This is a genomic window from Salinicola corii, assembly GCF_008298015.1.
GTDB classification, from domain to species: domain Bacteria; phylum Pseudomonadota; class Gammaproteobacteria; order Pseudomonadales; family Halomonadaceae; genus Salinicola; species Salinicola corii.
The window spans coordinates 13,010-31,987 of record NZ_VTPX01000003.1 but is presented as its reverse complement, the minus strand read 5'-3'; the positions used below and the strand labels follow the sequence as shown (position 1 = coordinate 31,987).

The 18,978-nt window shown below is 51.6% G+C and carries 17 protein-coding genes and 1 pseudogene; 6 read left to right on the top strand and 12 right to left on the bottom strand.

All coding sequences use genetic code 11. From position 1 onward, the window contains the following. The first annotated feature begins 132 nt into the window (after positions 1 to 132). The gene (locus F0A16_RS06635; protein ID WP_149434619.1) at positions 133 to 1,149 is read left to right on the top strand and encodes an L-idonate 5-dehydrogenase; all 1,017 of its coding nucleotides are present in this window, start codon (positions 133 to 135) and stop codon (positions 1,147 to 1,149) included. A 76-nt stretch (positions 1,150 to 1,225) separates the two neighbouring features. Here the strand turns inward: F0A16_RS06635 and F0A16_RS06630 are convergent, their stop codons facing one another. The 3 genes from F0A16_RS06630 to F0A16_RS06620 form a co-directional block, all read right to left on the bottom strand. Beyond that, the gene (locus F0A16_RS06630) at positions 1,226 to 2,485 is read right to left on the bottom strand and encodes a type II toxin-antitoxin system HipA family toxin (RefSeq protein WP_149434618.1); all 1,260 of its coding nucleotides are present in this window, start codon (positions 2,483 to 2,485) and stop codon (positions 1,226 to 1,228) included. Then, complete coding sequence (locus F0A16_RS06625; protein WP_149434617.1) at positions 2,482 to 2,781, bottom strand: helix-turn-helix domain-containing protein; 300 nt, start codon at positions 2,779 to 2,781, stop codon at positions 2,482 to 2,484. Before F0A16_RS06625 ends, F0A16_RS06630 begins: the two co-directional genes overlap by 4 nt. A gap of 395 nt (positions 2,782 to 3,176) precedes the next feature. Next, positions 3,177 to 4,190, bottom strand: coding sequence for a phytanoyl-CoA dioxygenase family protein (locus tag F0A16_RS06620; RefSeq protein ID WP_187775927.1), 1,014 nt, complete (start codon positions 4,188 to 4,190; stop codon positions 3,177 to 3,179). A gap of 387 nt (positions 4,191 to 4,577) precedes the next feature. Between F0A16_RS06620 and F0A16_RS06615 the strand changes: the two genes are divergently transcribed. Continuing rightward, on the top strand, positions 4,578 to 4,772 hold the full coding sequence (locus F0A16_RS06615; protein WP_149434615.1) for a hypothetical protein: 195 nt from the start codon (positions 4,578 to 4,580) through the stop codon (positions 4,770 to 4,772). Between the two features lie 506 nt (positions 4,773 to 5,278). Here F0A16_RS06615 and F0A16_RS22240 read toward each other — a convergent pair. Further along, complete coding sequence (locus tag F0A16_RS22240; protein WP_149434614.1) at positions 5,279 to 5,749, bottom strand: helix-turn-helix domain-containing protein; 471 nt, start codon at positions 5,747 to 5,749, stop codon at positions 5,279 to 5,281. Positions 5,750 to 6,325: 576 nt separating this feature from the next. Here F0A16_RS22240 and F0A16_RS06605 point away from each other — a divergent pair. From F0A16_RS06605 to F0A16_RS06590, 4 genes are all read left to right on the top strand, one after another. Beyond that, complete coding sequence (locus F0A16_RS06605; RefSeq protein ID WP_149434613.1) at positions 6,326 to 7,564, top strand: Hint domain-containing protein; 1,239 nt, start codon at positions 6,326 to 6,328, stop codon at positions 7,562 to 7,564. Positions 7,565 to 7,682: 118 nt separating this feature from the next. Beyond that, complete coding sequence (locus F0A16_RS06600) at positions 7,683 to 10,040, top strand: glycosyltransferase (protein ID WP_187775926.1); 2,358 nt, start codon at positions 7,683 to 7,685, stop codon at positions 10,038 to 10,040. Between the two features lie 50 nt (positions 10,041 to 10,090). After that, positions 10,091 to 10,276, top strand: a complete 186-nt coding sequence (locus F0A16_RS06595; RefSeq protein ID WP_149434611.1) for a hypothetical protein — start codon at positions 10,091 to 10,093, stop codon at positions 10,274 to 10,276. A gap of 146 nt (positions 10,277 to 10,422) precedes the next feature. Continuing rightward, positions 10,423 to 10,614, top strand: coding sequence for a hypothetical protein (locus tag F0A16_RS06590; RefSeq protein WP_149434610.1), 192 nt, complete (start codon positions 10,423 to 10,425; stop codon positions 10,612 to 10,614). A gap of 139 nt (positions 10,615 to 10,753) precedes the next feature. Here the strand turns inward: F0A16_RS06590 and F0A16_RS06585 are convergent, their stop codons facing one another. From F0A16_RS06585 to F0A16_RS06550, 8 genes and pseudogenes are all read right to left on the bottom strand, one after another. Beyond that, positions 10,754 to 11,773 (bottom strand): cellulase family glycosylhydrolase, encoded by a 1,020-nt coding sequence (locus F0A16_RS06585; RefSeq protein ID WP_149434609.1) that lies wholly within the window; start codon positions 11,771 to 11,773, stop codon positions 10,754 to 10,756. Positions 11,774 to 11,911: 138 nt separating this feature from the next. Next, positions 11,912 to 13,077, bottom strand: a pseudogene (locus tag F0A16_RS06580) (IS3 family transposase). A gap of 342 nt (positions 13,078 to 13,419) precedes the next feature. After that, positions 13,420 to 14,001, bottom strand: a complete 582-nt coding sequence (locus F0A16_RS06575) for a sulfotransferase (protein WP_187775925.1) — start codon at positions 13,999 to 14,001, stop codon at positions 13,420 to 13,422. Between the two features lie 291 nt (positions 14,002 to 14,292). After that, on the bottom strand, positions 14,293 to 15,144 hold the full coding sequence (locus F0A16_RS06570; protein WP_149434607.1) for a hypothetical protein: 852 nt from the start codon (positions 15,142 to 15,144) through the stop codon (positions 14,293 to 14,295). A 136-nt stretch (positions 15,145 to 15,280) separates the two neighbouring features. Beyond that, positions 15,281 to 16,288, bottom strand: coding sequence for a UDP-glucose 4-epimerase GalE (gene galE / locus F0A16_RS06565; RefSeq protein ID WP_149434606.1), 1,008 nt, complete (start codon positions 16,286 to 16,288; stop codon positions 15,281 to 15,283). A 79-nt stretch (positions 16,289 to 16,367) separates the two neighbouring features. Next, entirely contained in the window at positions 16,368 to 17,186 is an 819-nt protein-coding gene (locus tag F0A16_RS06560) for a hypothetical protein (protein WP_149434605.1), read from the bottom strand. Between the two features lie 9 nt (positions 17,187 to 17,195). Beyond that, positions 17,196 to 18,122: a hypothetical protein gene (locus tag F0A16_RS06555; RefSeq protein ID WP_149434604.1), complete on the bottom strand. Its 927-nt coding sequence runs from the start codon at positions 18,120 to 18,122 to the stop codon at positions 17,196 to 17,198. A gap of 1 nt (position 18,123) precedes the next feature. Next, positions 18,124 to 18,978 (bottom strand): beta-1,6-N-acetylglucosaminyltransferase, encoded by an 855-nt coding sequence (locus tag F0A16_RS06550; RefSeq protein ID WP_187775924.1) that lies wholly within the window; start codon positions 18,976 to 18,978, stop codon positions 18,124 to 18,126.

Genomic DNA, 18,978 nt, shown 5'->3' with positions numbered 1-18,978 from the left:
TCGTTCAGCAGAATGTACAGTGGTATTCTGGAATCGTAAGCACGCCTTTGGTCGCGAGTGGAGGCCGGGCAACTGGTACATTGGTCTGATTCATTGGTTTGAGGCATCGATCACAACCCTGGAGGGAGCGTCATGAAAGCCCTGGTCATCCATGGAAAGCAGGACCTGCGCAGTCAGGAGTGGGAAACGCCCCAGCCACGACAAGGCGAGGTGCGGGTGCGCATCGCCTGGGGCGGGATCTGCGGGTCGGACCTGCACTACTACCATGACGGCGCCAACGGGGCTTTCGTGGTGCGCGAGCCGTTGATCCCCGGTCACGAACTGTCGGGCACCGTCGACCTCGACCCCTCTGGGGAGCTGGCGCCGGGCACGCAGGTCACCTTCCACCCCGCCACCTTCGGCGAATGCCGGCCGGGGCTCGAGGGTCAACCGCACCTGTGGCCGAACGGCGGCTACCTGGGTTCCGCCTCCACCACCCCGCACACCCAGGGCGGCATGAGCGAATACCTGGTGATGAGACGGGAGATGATCCGGCTACTGCCGGAGGGCCTGCCGCTCAGGCGTGCCGCACTGGCCGAGCCGCTGGCGGTGGCGCTGCACGGCATCAACGTGTCCGGCGGTGTCGAGGGCAAGCGCGTGCTGGTCTGCGGCGCGGGACCGATCGGGCTGCTGGTCGCGGCCGCGGCGCTGGCCAAGGGAGCAAGCGAGGTCACGGCGACCGACCTCCATGAGGGGCCGCTGGAGCGGGCGCGGGCGCTGGGGGTGCATCACACTCTGCGCGTCGGCGAGCAGACGCCGGAGGCGGAATCCTTCGACGTCGCCCTGGAGTGCTCCGGCGCGCCGGCCTCGATCGACGCCGCCATTCGGGCGGTACGCCGCGCCGGGGTGATCGCGCAGATCGGCATGATGGGCGCCGGCCCGCAACCGCTGGAACTGGCGCTGCTGATCTCCAAGGAGATCCAGTTGCGGGGCTGTTTCCGGTTCAACGACGAGGTCGACGACGCCATCGCCCTGCTCGCCAGCGACGCGCGCTTCGACCAGGTCATCACCCACGAGCTGGAAGCCGAAGACGCCGTCGAGGCGTTCACCATCGCCAAGGACGCCCAGGCCTCCGGCAAGGTCCTGATCCGGCTCTGGCCGCGGGAGTGAAAGCGTCGTTCTGAACGAGCGCGACCTTGCCGCCAGCTGCCGACTGCGAGGTTTCGGTCACGTTCAAGATCGCCATCTAACCGATACGCCACTCCGGCTGCAGCTTGCGCCAATGGTGGCGTAACTGGGTCTTCTGCTCGGGCAACATCGGGCTCTGCGCCAGCAGATCGGGCCAACGCTCGCGTGCACGACCCAGCGTGTCTTCCAGCACCACACGGATGGCCGGCCAGGGTGTGCCAATCGCGCGCGCCCAGGCTTCGAAATCGGCCCATCCGATGCGGTACCAGCGCTTGTTGCCATGGAGACTGAGCGCCATCTCCTGTTCATCCGCTATCCAGGCTTGGGTGAACACGATGTCATAGGCGGGGGACAGCACGGGATTGACACGATCCGGATACAGCAAGCTCCAGTTCTTCAAATGCGCATCACCATTGGCAAGCAACACATTCACCAGCAGCCGCCGGGCGAACTGCTGCACCACCACCAGCCCATCCTGGGTATAGTCCCGCAACAGCTTGCCCACCTGCTCATAATTGGCACCGCTGTACTTTTCGTGCGGATACTGGAACAGCACCTGCGCCATGTCTTCCGCATGCACGCGTGCCTCGCCATCCCTGTCGTAGCGTCTGATGGCATAGGCCCAAGGTTCCTGTGGCAGCGCGATGTCGGGCAACCCCTCCAGTGCGGAAAGATTCACCATTCTGATTTCGGGAATGTCGACGCCGGCCGCCTGGGCCAGCGTCATCGCGGTAAACTCGTTGGCGGGCACGCCCCGGTGGCGAGTCGATGGGGTCTTGACGATCCAGTTTCCCAGCACGTCTTCATGGCCGAAGTGAAACCTCCCCTCACGTTCGCGCATGGAAAACTTCATCTGCACACCAGCCAGCGAAAATCCGCGCGCAGACGCGAGAGACCTCACGACGGGCGTGATGCTCGTGCGATGCACCAGCACGTGTTCAGGAACCTCGTCAGGCTGGACGGGCTCGGCCTCGATGGCACCAGGGAGATCGTGACCCAGCTGTGCAAGCAGGGGAAATTCATTATCGGGATGAACCTTCAAACCCTGTGCCAGCCACTCCCTGAGAGCGCCTTCCGGCAGGAGGTTCGACAGCCACGGGTGTAGTCGCTGCTGGCGTATCCAGGGCGAGCCCAGCACGTGGGCCGCTCTCGGAGAGGCAGGGTGAGAGGACAGCGTCAACGTCGGTCGATCCGGATCGCCGCGGAACGATTCGTCGAAAACCATGACATTGCGTCCCCCCCGGTATCCCACCAGATAACCCACGGGCCTCGATGACAGGCTGACTCGCAATACTGAAACCGATTCGGACGCCATCATGACTCCTCGTCCAACAATCCGTGCCAGGGGTTCTCGTCCGCCGGCGGGCTAGCCTCATGGTCGTCTTCTTTCAATAGGCGCTGCACGGCCAGGCGTTTCTCCCGCGGGATCAGCATCAGCTCGGCATTGAGTCCCTCCGCGACCAGCGAGAGCGTGTCCAGACGCGGGTTGCCCTCGCGCTCCAGGCGCTGGTACTGCTGACGCGTCATGCCAATACGCGACTGCATGTCCTGCTGGGTCAGTCGAAGCTGTCGCCGTCGCTGAAGGATCTGTTCCAACACGGGCTTTCGATTCATACCTCGACTCCCTATCGTCTCGCCCCACAAAATGCACCATATAAGCTGCTTAACAATAGAAAAGCAACTTATTGATTGCATATATTCCTATACTACCCTTGCATTCCCATGTCAGCAAAAACTCCTTTCCGTCGCCCGGCACTTTACAGGCTGGCGACCATATGCGAGCCGATGTAACCACAACCGCCCGTCACGAGTAGCTTTTTCATCAAGTTCTTTCTTGCCGGAGGAAATACGACGTATCGGCAGCCGGCCGACTCATGTGGCCAGTACCGCCGCATCCACAAACGATCAATATTACAACACCTTGACACTGCCCGTTTGGGGGCCCAGAAACGCAGAAAGCAACCCGAAGGTTGCTTTCCGAATTCACGCGCTGTGTGGCGAATCGAAAACTATAGCCGCCGCTGCTCGATCACATGCCAGGACGACTGGCCCCCCTTGGCGGCGGCCTTCGCGTCTTCCTGTCGACGCATGCGCTGAAGCACGCGATACTGGAGCCGATTGAGGTAATCGAACCCCAGCCCCGGCAACGGCAGGAAGGGATTGGTACGGCTCATGCCCCACAGCGCCAGGCGAGAACTCCCCGGCTCGGCGTTGCCCCGGGCATGGACGCCGAAGGTGTTGGCGATGAGCAGCGTATTGGCCTTGACCCGGAACGGCCGCGGGCCGCCCTCGCCCAACCGCTCCGCCTCTTCCTGGCTTACCCGGAACGAGCCCCGCGCCGTGTAGCGATCCGCGTGCTCCCTGGCTCGCAGGCTCATCTGATATTCCCATTTCAGGCGCTCCCGATGCGGCCAGTTGGAGCCCGGCACGAACACGAACGGACCATTCTCATCGGTCACGTCCTCGAGATAGAGCCAGAACTTCATGGTGGGCTGGAAGGTATCGACGTGCAGGTTCTTCTGCGGGTCGCGTTCCGTCACGCTATCCCGACTACCATTATGCACGTTCTCGATATGGCAGATCGGCAAGCGGGCGTGCCCGGCACAGTAGCGGAACAGCCGCTTCAACGCCGAATCCTCCAGCACCGCCTTCACCGTCGGCAGTTGCTCGACAACCTCCGGCGCCAGCAGAACCCGGTGCGTATTGGTATCTCCCTGGCAACACTCGCGGATCTCGCCCTCGTAGGCGCCGATTTCCCGAATCAGCGCCTGGAACTGCTGGTCGGAAAGATAGTTTTCCTTGAGCACGTAGCCGAAACGCTGGAACTGCGCACGATCGGCCTTGGGCACGCCAGAAGCCAGCATCGCCATGCGCAGCCGAGACATCCAATACGCCGACCAGACACGAGCGGCGTGCAGGCCGTAGCGATTCAGCCGCTCGCTGCCAATGATGGGATTAGCCTTGAACGACTTGGCGCCAGTAAAAAGCTCACCGAGCCAAAGCAGAACCTTCACCCCTTGCATATTAGCTCCCGGAGCTACAGCCATATGTAGTAGCAGACTAGCCAAACGCGCCTTCTCTGCCTAGGGATGTTTTCGATGCTGTGCCATAGCTTCAGCGGTAGGCGTAGGGAATCGGCGCTACAGCCTCCGCCTCCTCCGCCTCCTTGGCTCCTTGGCTCCTTGGCTCCGCGGATATCGGCCGAGTCATCTAGATGACAGCTACCAGGCTGCCCTACATAATGCAACACTCCATACATATAGATATTTCAAAGGATTGGATGCCGCACCCCCAGAAATCGAATTATCATTAGGCCCGGGAAGGAACCTAAGCCTTACGTTGGGGGTCACACCTGTCCCGAAAGTATCGGGCCACTAACGCAATATCGATGACTATGGCAGGAGCAGCGAGTGACGAGATCGATGGGCATTATTTGTGACCGCTGCGGTGCTCTGGCGGTTGATTGCGATGATCAGGGTTACTATTTATGCGAAGCGTGTCTTGCATTCGAAGAAAACTTTGGTGCTGAAGAAGGCGATCGTGACGCTGACGAAGAGTTCCCTGATGAGAAGAACACAGATGGTTCTTCGCGGCAGTCAACCTGATTTTGCGATCATTCGTGTGCCAATCTGAGGGAGAAGTCAGCAACGAATAGGCCAAGTGCGAGAGAAGAGACCCACGACTGCGGGCCAAAAGCTCAGACATCAGCAGTTGCATAGCACACCAAACCACGCAACGTGTGCAGCATATGGTTTTTTGATTCATAAAAAACCCGCCTATGAAAGACGGGAAGTACATACGCAGGGGCACACAAACAGCCTATGCCCAGACGATATTTACCACATTTTTCTGACCTTTACACCCAGGCTTAACTAAAGCGTTAGCCTTTCCGCATCCTGCTACACTGCTTTGGTTAGGGGATGACCGCAAGACGTTTCACAATTTCAAGTCATTAATCAACACCGTCACTGCGATGACTTGGTGGCGGAGCCGCTTCGTCCGTAGGGCTATAATGTCTACCCTTCTTCAGTCACTGAAACAGTTTGGGGTTATCACTGTACATCTAATCAATGCCCTATCGAGTTCTTTGGATCGTTCACCGCTCAAGCTTTCACTTTTTTCGTCTTGCGGATTCCAATAGCTTGGCTGTCTCTCCCCGGTGTGGCTCAAGTCCGAAGGACTGCCAGATTCGCTGCACGCTGGCTGGAGAGATACCCACAATTTTACCCATCCGTCGAGTCGTCCAATGACTGGCATCTTCGGGTCGGGTTTGAGTCGTTCGATCAATAACTTCCTGAACCTGTTCATCGCTAATGCTTCTTGGCCGCCCTGAACGGGGTCCATCATTCAAACCTTTAAGCCTCCATTTACCGAACCGCACTCGCCATCGAGACACAGTGTGGACGCCGATCCCCAAACGTTGAGCGATAACGACCCCCGACTCCCCGTTGGCGCAGGCCAAAATGATCTCAGCCCGGATACGAGAATCGAACGACCCTTTGCGCTGATGGGCGCGGCGAGTGAGCTCGATGCGCTCTGCTTCCGTCAGGACAATAGGTGTCGCGGGGCGGCCTGTTTTCATATTCAGCCTCTCTGACTCGCATGAATGAACGTGACTCCAATATTATGCCTAATATTTGTGAGACAAAATATATTGGACAAACAAACAGACCAACGCGCATGCAGCGACAAGCCTCTCATTCTGCAAGAAAATGACTGCGTTTCCAAATGGTTACCAAAATGTTGACCATAGTAGACACACAAAATAACACCATGGAGTTACAAAAACAGATCACCTTTATTATCAACAACTTAAGTAGATAACGTCATGACAGCAAGGTGTTTTTACCACCAACATGACTTACCTAATTATTCCTAAGCTTGACATAGGATAGCATTAGAACCTATCACTACTACTCGTACGCGTCGTGGTCGCCTGACACCACGTAATACTAATGGATAGTTCTGGGAGGGGCGCGGAAAGCATAAAAATGAAACAATTTTCAACATATAGTTGAATTTCGGATGTGCTTGCAAGCTAATTCGTTGAAGTGCAAGGCTTTAGGGATTGGCAACAATCTATAACGATGCCATGTAAGCACTAGACAGCCACAGAACAGCAAGTATCGATCTCAATCATTGCAGGGAGAATCAAGAGATGGCTTTACTCAATCTAGATCTTGGGGGAACCGGGACAACCACAATCTCGGAGGAGAACGCTGATCAGGACAACACCCTCGACATTACAGCGCTGGGCGACCATGAGCTGATTGTTGACGGTGTCAACGCTACCGTTAATAGCGTGGCTGGGATTCAAGCCGGCGCGTCTCCCACCTACACCGTAACCAATGGCGGCAATTTCACGCTTGACCAAGGCTTGATCAACGCAAGTGCACTCAATGGCACAACGTTCGGCATCGAGGGTGAAAGTAGCGCGACGTTGGATGCATCTTCCATTAGTGGCTTAAACGGCCTGAATAGCTACGATGTCGACTTCTCTGGAGAAGGCCCTGGCTCCTTCACGTTCAACAAGCCGGACGTGGGGCTGCTGGATAGCTACAATTTCAATGTTACGGGAGCGGAAGCTGGCGACCAGATCAATCTCGGCGGCGGAGATTGGAGTCTGGATGAAGGCGGGATCCTGAACCCCCAGGACGCTTACCGAGACGGTGCCCTCCATTTGACCCAAGGTAATGCAGCGGTTGGGACTCAGGTCAACGCTGCCATCGAGATGTCCCAGGAAGATTACGAAGCATACTTGGAAGACCCCGATGCTTACCTGAACGGCGACTCGTTCACCTATCCGGGAGAAGTCGTCTGCTTCGCCAAGGGCACCATGATCGCCACGCCTGATGGTGAAGTTGCCGTCGAGTCGCTTGCTATCGGTGACATGCTCCTGACCGATACCGGCGAGCAAGTCCCGGTCAAGTGGGTCGGACGTCAGAGTGTGCGTAACGTTGTCGCGGCACAGAAGCTTCAGCCCGTGCGTATCAAGCAGGGAGCGCTTGGCGAGGATATGCCGAATCGGGATCTGGTCGTTACCGCGAGCCATGGAATGGTCGTCGATGGTCTGGTCATCAACGCAGCGGCGTTGGTCAATGGCAGCTCGATCGACTTCATGCCATGGAACGAAATGACTGAGACCGTGACCTACTACCATATCGAGACAGAAGGTCACAAAGTCATTATCGCCAACGGTACCGAATCCGAGACGTACATCGACTATGTCGATCGGAAGGTCTTCGACAACTATGCCGAGTACGAAGCGCTATATGGTGCCGAGACTCGGGTTGTGGAAATGCCCCGGCCGCGCATCTCATCTCGCCGCCAGGTGCCGATGAGCCTGCGTCAGCGACTCGGCATGGAGAGCACATTGGCAGTAGCGCAAGCCTCCTAAAGGGACGAACACAAACACATTGACCAGTTGAGCAAGTCTCGGTCAGGCGCTATGGATGGTGTCTGGCCGATTTTTCTGTGTCTCCAGGCAGACAGCCCGAAAGAAGAAGTGTTCGCTCATGCCCGACAAAGCTGAAGGCCCTATCCCAGCTACCCCAAACGCCTCATCCCCTTCTCCCACACCTTTGCAGAAAGCAAAGCGCGCCATGGCCGATGGAGAAGTGGAGTTAGCGGAAGCCCTGCTCCGTGATGCCATTCAAACAGGCAATCCCAAACCGGACGTGTGGCACCTATGGATTCGCACCGCTATTGTCCAGGGGAGAATCGATGTCGCGCAGGCCAGATCTGCCCAAGCCATTGAGGCGCGCCCCAATGCTCCCATGTTGCGGGCCTTGGACTCACGCATAGAAGCCCTCGCCGGCAATCCGAAGCGAGCGCTATGGCGCATCAACCAGGCTATCCCCCGCTGGCCCAACAACTTCCGACTGCGGTTACAAAAATTTCAGATCCTTCGAGATCTAGGCCGAACCCTGCCGGCCCTCAAGGCTCTACGTCCGTTGAGAAAACGCTGGTTCGATAAAGCCGAAGTTCAGATGGCGTGTGCCAACTTCTATCGAGCCCATGGCCGTCTACGGGCAGCAAAAAGCGTCATCGACCATCTGCTGAAACATCATCCGGAACACCGCCAGGCTCGCGTCATGCAGTTGATGCAGGCCAACACCGGCATGGAAACCGGTGACAAACATACCTCGGCACTGAGTGCCCTTCTAACGAGAGCACAAAACAATCTCGAGGTCTCCTCGACGGATGCCGTGGAGCTGCTACAAGCGGTCAAACTCACTACGCAACCCGAACTGGCCGTCACGTGCCGTGAATCTATCGAGTTCCTGGCAAACCACTCCAGCCAATTGACGGAGCTGGACAAGCTAGCGCTGCTCAACCAGGCCGAACGATTCGGCCTCTCAGTCATCGCCAATCAAACCCTGGCGGAGATCATGTTGGCAGGGCCGCGCACCGCCCAGGTTGCCAATGCACTCTTTCGGAAAGCATTGCTGTCGATAGACCGTCATCAGGTCGACGCCGTATCCGCGCGGCTATTGCAATATATCCCCGAATCCAAACACGCCTTTCTTGCCGCACAGTTCGCCTTGTCCGTCGAAGGCCCAAAGGGTGCACTGGACAAGCTGCGCGAACCCCGCAAATGCCGCACGCTACCCGAGGCTCACAACATCATTCAAATCCTGTGGGCGGGCAATTCCTATCATTTTGCCTTGCGCTACCTTCGCTTCTGTCGCCGGCGCTGGCCGGAAGATCCGGAGCTGCGTCTACAGCATGCGCGCTTCTTGCGGGAATCCGGACACCCGCAAGAGGCTCTCGAGGCGATCCGAGGGCCGATCCCCCCCGCCAAACGCATGCCATTCACGCGGATCCGTGCCCATAGCCTACTCGAGATTGGGCAAGCGGAAGCCGCCAAGGCCGTACTCGAGCGAGCGAGCCACCCACACAGATCAGCCAATGGCATTCGAGATTTACACCTACGGATATTGATCATGCTGGGGCGGGAAGAGGAAGCTTACGCGGTTATCGAAGAAGGACAACGAAAGGGACCGGGCAACCCGATGGCATCAGGCCATTTCTCGGTATCACAGATCGGGAATCTACTGAATGACCTGGTACTCTACCGGCGCGAGCAAGCAGCTCTACCGCCGGAAAAACACGATATGCTCGCCACGAACTACGTTCATGCTGCCAGCTCGGTGATCCGGCGCCGTTTCGAAGACACTCCCTCTCCGACAACCACGGCTGGCACACGACTCATTCCACTCAGAGTTGGGCAATACTGGAATGAAAAAACGCCACCACAAGCCGTGACGGAGATCATGCACTCCTGGTCGAGACGTCCAGGTATCGAGTACAAACGCTTTGATAGTGGCGAAGCCAAAACCTTTCTGAGAGAAACTTTTGGCCAGGACTACGAGCAAGCTTTCCGGTTGGCCAACAATATTGCGGAAAGCGCTGACTTTTTCCGGCTCTGCTACCTACGCCACTATGGTGGGTTCTATGCCGATGCAGATGACTATCTTTATGGCAAGCTGAGCAACCTTCTTCCCCCCGATGCCGGTATGGTGTGCTTTCTGGAGCCCTTCGATGTGCTGGCGAACAACGCTCTCGCCTGCGTTCCCAATCACCCCGCTATCGTGCTGGCTTCGGAAATGGCACGCGAGGCCCTGCTTGGCCGCGACAATGATAATACCTGGGGTAAAACGGGGCCGGGGTTGCTAACACGCGCCGTGGCCCACTATCTAATCCGTACGAATACCAGCACACCGAAAGAACGGATTGCCATTCTGCCAGCCCAGGTATTACGCAAGGAAGTCCAGGTTCATATAGCGCTACCTCACAAAAAATCCAAACGGCACTGGAACGCAACCCACAAGACAGCAGACATCGACATGCGGAAATTCATTACCGCGTGACTGTATGATCTCCAGATGCGGCGAAGAGAGACGATCTTCGCCGAATTTCCATGAAAAACCGTCGATTCCTGCTCGATACTCAGCAGGAACCGGCGGTGGAAAACACAGACATCGACACCGGTTTCCATTGCCATATCAACCCTGATGAAATGGTTATGGGTATTTCCTATAACCCCACCTCCCCTTTTCTATTCCCAACGACTTCCGTTTATGAAAACATCCTGCAACAGAATTAGCAGTTGCCCGTACACGGAAGAATGGAACGTTTGATTATAGCGGCGCGGGAGAGCCCAATTACGGAGACGAGCTGACCGTCAGAGGATGGCTGAAGTTCTTCGAGGACCATGCCGAAGGCTGTCACATCACCTTCTATGAAAATCTGGTGGAGAATGCCAGGAAATTGCATGGCCCGCACGCCCAGGGGAAAAACCAGGACCAGTTTCTGGACGACCTGGTCCAGGTCGCCAAAAGCTATGTCGGTATCAGCTTTTGGGAACAGGTCATTCGTCGCTATACGTTCATCGAAAAGCGCGGGCTGGAGAAATACTCGGAAACCAGCTTGCCTCCTTGTTGAATGCGGACATCGTTCATCTCCATGGCGTCGGCTACCTGAATAATTACGACCCAGAAAAAGGTTTCTATATAGGGCTACTGGCAGCGCTGAAGGAAAAGTACAGCACGGAGATTGTTGCAAACCGGCATTGGCTTTGGCCCTATTTACCAGTAAAATACTCATGGATCATCTGACCGGCTCCGCCTTTTCTTTCTCCTTTTTTACAAGACAAGTTGTCAAAAGTTGTATACTTAGATCCTTTCTTAATATTCCCCACATCAAAAGCCCAGAGAACGAGACCAATATCTTTCCCTTTTAGATACTCAAGTAGTTCTTTCGTATCATTAGGTAGGGAATTTCGACACCCCCTGTTGGCATATGCCATAAATTCTGTTGCCATTACAGGATGTGTATCAGCAAAATTTCCAAAATTTTTATCCCATTGCTTTTGCGTTTGGTTGATTTTATCGAGGTAAGGGTGCACAGCATAAGCAGTTTGTCCCAATGGATCATCCAGCTCTGGCGCGCCCTCCAGTACATGCGCCGATTTCAATCCGTCAACAAGAAGAACGTTCTGAGCCCCTTTTTCACGCAAGTAATCAATCAAACCTTGCATAGATTTTTTCCAAATTCTCCAATTTTTAGGGGAAGCTTTGTGTAGCTTTGGTTCATTAAAAACTTCCAGCAGTACACCTCTGTCATCAGAAAAATCATCTACGATCTGCTGCCACGCCCTTCTAGTTGTGTATGTTGGTAAGCCTCCCTCGTCTCGAGAACCAGAAGGCCCCTGCCATTGCATAGATATAATGACATTGAATCCAGCATCTCTAGTCTGCTTAATAGACTCTATTATCTCGTCCACATACTCCCTTTCATAGATAGGGGACTGTGGATCCAAACCACCTTGACTCACCTGGAATCGAACCAGATCGGCTCCATAATCACCGATAGAGTTTAATAACTCATCTCCATATTTTTCACGCGCCTTAGCGTAAAATTTCTTATTTTTCGCAACCTCAGCAGGAGAAACACGTCCAACCAGCGTTACTCCTTCGGCTATCCACAAGGAATCCCCCTTGAAAAACTTTTCATTTTTTATAGAAATCTCATCATTAGCAGCCACCTGATTGACAAAGCAAAAAAACAACACAACCACAACAGTTAGTCTCAAACTAAACATAGAACCTCCGTGCGTTTTTCATATCCTTCACAGGGCCACCTTTAATTGCAAGCGCATCTTAAATAACAAAGTTGTTTTAATAGCAACAACTTCCCCTCCGAGGCTTAATGATCTTGCCCAGCACTGGTGGACACCGACTTAAGCGATCATTCGAGCCTCGAAGGCCTCTGGGCTGATCATTCCGATAGCACTGTGTCGGCGTTGCCAGTTGTAGTCCAGCTCGATGTACTCGAAGACCTGACGGCGCATCTGCTCTCGCGTTCGGAAGCGCTCACCATGCACGGCTTCGATTTTGAGGCTGTGGAAAAAGCTCTCGGCACAGGCATTATCGTAACAGTTCCCCTTGGCGCTCATGCTGCAGTGGAGACCGTTTCGGATCAGCATCGACTGATACAGTGCCGAGCAGTACTGGCTGCCCGGTCGCTGTGAACGATTACCTCCTTCGGCATTTGGCGGCGCCACAGCGCCATCTGCAGAGCGTCAACAACAAGCTCCGCGGTCATGCATGCGCTCGCGCATCGCCCAACCAATGACCTTGCATGAATACAGGTCGGGCAGCACCGCCAGATAGAGCCAACCTTCATCGGTCCACAGGTAGATAATATCGCCGACCCATTTCTGATTGGGCGCTACCGCCAAAAAGTCCTGCAGCAGCAGGTTGGGTGCGACTGCCAAGTTGTGCCGCGAGTTCGTCGTCGCCTTGAAGCGACGAGCGGCTCTGGCACGAAGCCCTTGGCGGCGCAGACTGGCAGCAACCGTTTTACGGTTGATCGATAAGCCGTTGTCTTTGAGGTTCAGCGTCAATCGGGGAGCGCCGGAACGTCCCTGCTTCCGATGAAAGGCGCTGTCCACCCGATGATCGAGAGCCGCTTGCCGGTGACGCCTGACTGATGGCACGTCGTCACGATGTCTCCAGGCGTAATAGCCTCTACGAGCGACTCCGACGCTCTGACAAAGGCGCTGGACGGAGAACGCCTGACGGTGCTGATGGATGAAGGCGTATTTCACTTCGGGCTCTTTGCAAAATACACCGCGGCTTTTTTTGCGATCTCAAGTTCCTCTGCTTTCTCCGCGAGCTGGCGCTTGAGTCGCGCATTCTCCTCGGCCAACGCTTGCTCACGCTCGGACGTGTTCGCCTTCTGCCGGGCTTTGGCTCGCCACTGATAAAGCTGGCTGGTTTGCAGGTTTAACTCCCGAGCGGCTGTGGTAGCACCAACGCGATCAGCGAGCGCCAGGGCTTCAGTCTTGAAGTCCGAGGAGTGTCGGTTGCGGACCTTCTTCATCGAAGCGACTTGCCTTGTCATGGGTAACCTCGTCTCAGCGTACTGTCTTAACGAGGTGTCCACTGTCGGTGGGCAAGATCATAATCCAACTGCTCCCTAGTAGTGTCCATTATTTTTGCATCAGTTTCCCAAGTCGGAGAGCGGAGACAAAACGTAATCCCCCTGGTTTCCACCTGATGACTGCACTATACCCTACCATGTGCAGCTATGGAGGGGGACACTTCACCTACACCGAAGTGTAGGGTCATGAACTCTGACTACGAATATAAACTAGGGCAAGTATTAGCTCCCCCTATTCGACCATACCGAAGGTATTCAGAATGGTAATAGCGCTGACATGTTATCAACACGCACAGAATATGATTATTGATTTAGAGCTTTAAAATATAGCTCCATATCATCAGAGTTATTGGCTTCGATTCTGGCCACTAAACCTGAAGGCAAATTGTACTCGGGACCCTTAGGGTTCACATTTTCATTAACCTCTTCAAGAGCGACTCCTACTATCTCTGAAAGTCGCTTTAGATATTCATTATATTTTTGCTGAACTCCAACCAAGCACATACTAGAAATATCTAATGGATACAACTGCTTGGAGACAATGTTTTGAAACCACTCGTGATCAATAAATTCCTCTAATGACGAACAGTTTTTAGCAAATCTTGTAAGGTAATTGTTCTGACGAGACCTCTTTAGATAAGAATAGTAACTTGGCACCAAACTTCTGGGATCTCTTACTATAGTTACATATTGCGCATTAGGAAATATATCCAGGTATTTTGTCGCATAGAAATGCCCATGAATAATTTTAGCTTTATGGCTAGACTGGTAATCAGTCAAAAACTGCAACTTCCTTTTAGCCCGAGTTTGTTTGGCTTCAAAACTTACATCTGTAATTCTATCACCATAGTCTAAATAAGCCTCATCTTTCATTTTTTCTTTCAAGGTATTTCTCAGAGATGACCCCGCGCATTTTGGCAAGTGTATTGAAATAACAGGGCATTTAGACATACACATACTAACCTCTACAAGACGAGAGTGAAAAGTTTTTCATGATCACTTTAAAACAAGGAAAAAGTCATTATTTTCCTATTTACATTGGCTAACTAAAGTCTTTATATTCTGACAAAATCAATAAACCAGATATCTCCTTGTCCAGCGGATCGTCAGCGTCTCACCCATGGAGGGCAGATGCTCATTAGACAAGAAGCAATTATCCTTGACTCTTTCGATCGGTTAGCTTACCCTCTTCTCAGTTTTATTCACTAAAACGGCAAAGTTTTTCTCACCTACTGATTCCCGCGTATATCTTCTCATAATATTATTAAGGCCATGGTGATAAAGCCAACTTTTCGTGTGGTAGTGCCCAACCACCGCTTCACTTAGTTGATTGTAATCATTATTTAACCCATAATTAAAACACGGGTTCAGCAGTGAATATTTTAAACCAGATTTTTTAATGGCTATAGGCAAGGCTATTTGATCTAGCCATGGCCTTTTATTGCTTATCTTATCGTTCAAATCAAGTTCCACTGCTACATCTTTCCAAGCACTTGCAAAACCACTTTCTTCATAGAAAGCAACAAGACCGGCATTAAAATAAGGATAACTTTCTCTACCATCAGCTAACTTTATCTTCTCAGGATATGGCTCAACATCAACCTCTGAATATGCAACTAACCAGTCGGCTTCACTATTACTCCATCTATCTAGCCCTGCTCTAACTACAAAAACATCTCCTAAATGTTTATCAAGTTCAGCGCAGAATCTTGTTTTTTTTAAAAGCAGCATATCCGAATCCATAAAGATACCATATTTCGCTTTGTCTCTTTTCATTGCAGAAGAAACAATTTTATTCCCATGTGGGTAATAAGGTTGGAACATATTATTAATAGGGTTTATGTTGATATTGCGCTTTTCCAAATACCGCAACACAACAGGGCTCAGTCTACTAATTTTGTCAACACCGCAGTAAACGTTAATTGCAAAGCTGTCCTCACAATTCTCATATATGCTTTCAATCAACATCATCCCTTGCCATTCTAACTTCCCAGGCTCAATCATAATAACAAAATTTATATCATTCATACCTTTCCCTCAGTGGCCTTGATACGAAATTCCGCCTAAATTGTTTTATTCTAGACAACACCATGTTTTATATGATTTTGCTAATAATTCATGATTACTTTTCTATGGCAGCAAAACTTCAAAATCCAGATGTTGTTTAATAGGCATCTTTAAAACCATCTGCAAGATGTTTTTCCCAGCGCCAAGAGTGACGTAAAATCACTTTTAAGTCGGAATATTGCGGAGTCCAATCAAGATCTTTTTTTGCAAAAGAAGAGTCTGCCACAAGAACAGCAGGATCACCTGCCCTGCGTGGTCCCTCCTCAAGCTGAATTTTCATACTCTCTTTGGTAACGAGACTTTGTGCTGCTTCAATAACTTGTTGAACAGAAAACCCATTACCATTACCTAGATTATAGGCTGCTGCACCTTTTATTTTTCCAGAAACCAATTTTTCTAGGGCCAAACCGTGAGCCGAACATAGGTCTTCTATATGAATATAGTCTCGAATACAGGTACCATCAGCCGTCGGATAGTCACGTCCAAAAACCGTGATACTATCCCGACGGCCAGAAGCCGCCTGCAATATCAAAGGTATCAAATGGGTTTCCGGGTCATGGCACTCCCCTAACTCGCCTTCCGGATCGGCACCACAAGCATTGAAGTAACGCAGGCAGACGGAGTTCAAGCCATAGGCGTTAGCATAGTCCTTGAGTGCCCTTTCGATCATCAGCTTGCTAGCACCATAAGGGTTGATGGGTACCTGAGGGTGCAGCTCATCGATAGGCGTATATTCTGGCTCGCCAAATGTCGCGGCTGTCGAAGAAAAAATAAAATGTTGAACCTGATGACGAACCATGACATCTAACAGATTCAATGTGTTGGAGACATTATTGCGATAATACTTACCAGGGTCACCGACCGATTCGCCCACCAGGCTATTGGCTGCAAAATGCATCACGCCATCGAAACGATGGGTCTGAAATAGTCGCTCGAGCAGACTGGTGTCGGCAAGATCGCCGACAACAAGCTCTCCATACCGAACAAGATGACGAAAGCCAGTGCTCAAGTTGTCTATTACCACGACATCATGACCCGCCTTGGCCAATTGCTTGACCATATGAGAGCCAATGTAGCCAGCCCCACCCGCAATCAATACTTTCATTTATCCTAGCCCCTAGTTAACTCAGTAGGGCTGCCCGGTCCTGCCAGCCCTAATCGTCCGAAGAATAGCTGCTTACACCTTAAGCCAGGCCTAATACTTCTTTATCTTTCTCATATCTTTCTTTGAGGTGCTCAGAAAGGCTCTTGCTAAAAGGTTTAAGAGGTGAGGATTTACTTAATTGGCGGTTGCGATCAATCGTGTCCAACACTTTACGGACCATATGCCCTGGATAATGTTCCGCAACCAGCGATAGAATGTCGTAGGCTTCCTGGGATATCTTTGAGCGCTTGACGGAATGGCTTACCGAAGCAGGCTCAAATTCCAAATCAACTCCAGTAACTTTTTTTAGATATTCTTCTTCATTCTCAAAAATACTTTCAAAAGTAGTCACCACCGGTTCACTACTGGTAACTTTTTTTATTATCTCTATCAATGGCACCCAGGAGAAATCCCGCACGAACATTTCGTCAAAATACTCTCCAATATTCAAGTAGGGGTAGTGTCTGAGATACTCACAATATCGAGATATTAGATAAGCTTCGGGATCCCTTATGGTAACGTGGGTCTCAATTCTATCCACTCCGACAAGATCAAGAAACTGCCCTAGCCTACCCTCAGCATCCTTGTACGCACTCGTTCCTTTCGGCTTGTCGGTACCTCCGAGTATATTTTCATCCGAAATAAGACCGCATTTTGCGGCTTTAACAAACAGTTTTGCCTCAGCTTTAATCTCTTTCTTCTTTGCCCCAATTTGGGACGTGAAAAAGGCACGTGTTTCGTTCAGCCCCAGGTAAGAGACTTCCTTTTTAGCAAGTTTTTCACGACTATTCCAAAATCGAGACTGGAAATGTGTCGTGGCAGTCTTATGAACACCGAGATGAAGAATGAGCTTTTCCACACTCTACCTCTACCTAGCAGCCAGTTGAGAAATCAACTGAGGGATATATTTATGCAAGATTTTTTCCTCGGAAAGCGAAACAGGCTCTCCCGAAGACACTTGGAAATCGAACAAATGTTTCTTTGCCAAGATATTAGATAGTGCTTTATTAGACCCTTCGTATTTCGATAGAAGGTCATACCTTTGTTTCTGACTAAATATGGTCTTTGACCCATCATCTTCACTTATGTTCAGTTCTCTTAGCGCCTTTATGAATTCTTGCCTCTCTCCGGGCTTCATACTCATTAAGTCAAGGTGCCTGGCAATATCTAGTTGTGCTTTGGTCAAAGAACTGTTCTTGACATCCTCAGGTTTTGACTGAGGCAATTCGATATCAAGGAACTTAAAGAGATCAGATGCAGTATCTTCAACGGCACCTCGCTCCAAAATACCTATATGTAGATTCTGGATCGGCACAAACTGAGCGATAGTCTCTATTGTATTCTGATAATCTATCCAGTAAAAATCATCGGCATTCTCAATAAAAAACTCTGGCGTAGACTGAGAAAATTTTTTACTCCATGGCCATTTGATATGCTGGTTATACCAGGATTCAAGCCATAGATCCTGCCGCTTGAGATAGATAGAACCTTGTAGCTCGAAATGTTCCGAAAAGTATTTCAGCCAGGCAGGGTTCTTCAACTGACAAAAATCCTCCGAGGAGATTATTGCCATATGGTTCTCATCTGGTGACTCGGCCTCGATGCGGTCAGCGACCTCTTTTACGGTCATTTTACCTGAGAGCAGTTGCCAGGCAATCTTGACATGCCGGCAACCAACGCCCAAGTCAGGATAATAGCAGCCAAAGTCAGACAAACGTTCCCTATTGGCATACAAGCGATGATGTATCGACGTGGTACCAGTTCGATGAATTCCAAAATGAATATGTAACTTCAATTCAATACTCCATTACTTTTCTCAAGAAAAACTTTTGAGCACTATATTGCCTTGTCTGCCACATATTTAGAGACATTTCTTGAGGAATACCTTTTTCATCAAATTCATAATGAGTAAGTCCCTTTCTCAACAACTCGAATTTATCGACGAATGAATATACAGATGTTTGAAAAAAGCACTCATCAGGTATCCAACTTCTTCTGAAAAGAGCTTTGATCCTTTCATTCGTGATAATTCGGTGCACCGTCTCAATACTCAAACACCACCATTGACTGCCAAAGCGAACTTCCATATCCGTGGGTAATTTTCGCTTCATACCCAGCTTTTTCTGGAGCCGATACATCCAGCGGTGCAGCTTGGGGTGCTTTCGCTTATCGAGATAATGCCGGTAAAGATAGCGGTCCTCTCGGATGCCGCCTTTTATCCAGGAGCTGTCCCGGCTCTCGATGAATTCCCTGCCGGCATGCATTGTCAGGTGCTGCCTAAGCGCAATCAACGGCTGAACGGGGCAGCAGAACTCACTGATCAGATAGAAGTAGTCACTAGCGAAACCTGCCTTAAAAGCATAACGAATGGCTCGAAGTGGCGCTTCGACCAGGCCCCAGGTACCCCAGCCACAACGTACTCTATCCTTATCCATCACGTAACAGCGAGGGTGATTACCCAGCGCCTTCAGGATTGTCCGATATTTACTTATTGGGCTTTTGCGATCGAAGTGCACGATCAGTTTGCAGGTAGGGTCTTCCTCGAGCAGCCTACTGGCGCGTGCGATGACCCGCTCGGCGCTGTCATGGCAGAGCATGATAAAGGTTACCGTGAGCAGGCCATCCTCGGCTCTGAAGCCCTCTGCTTGCAT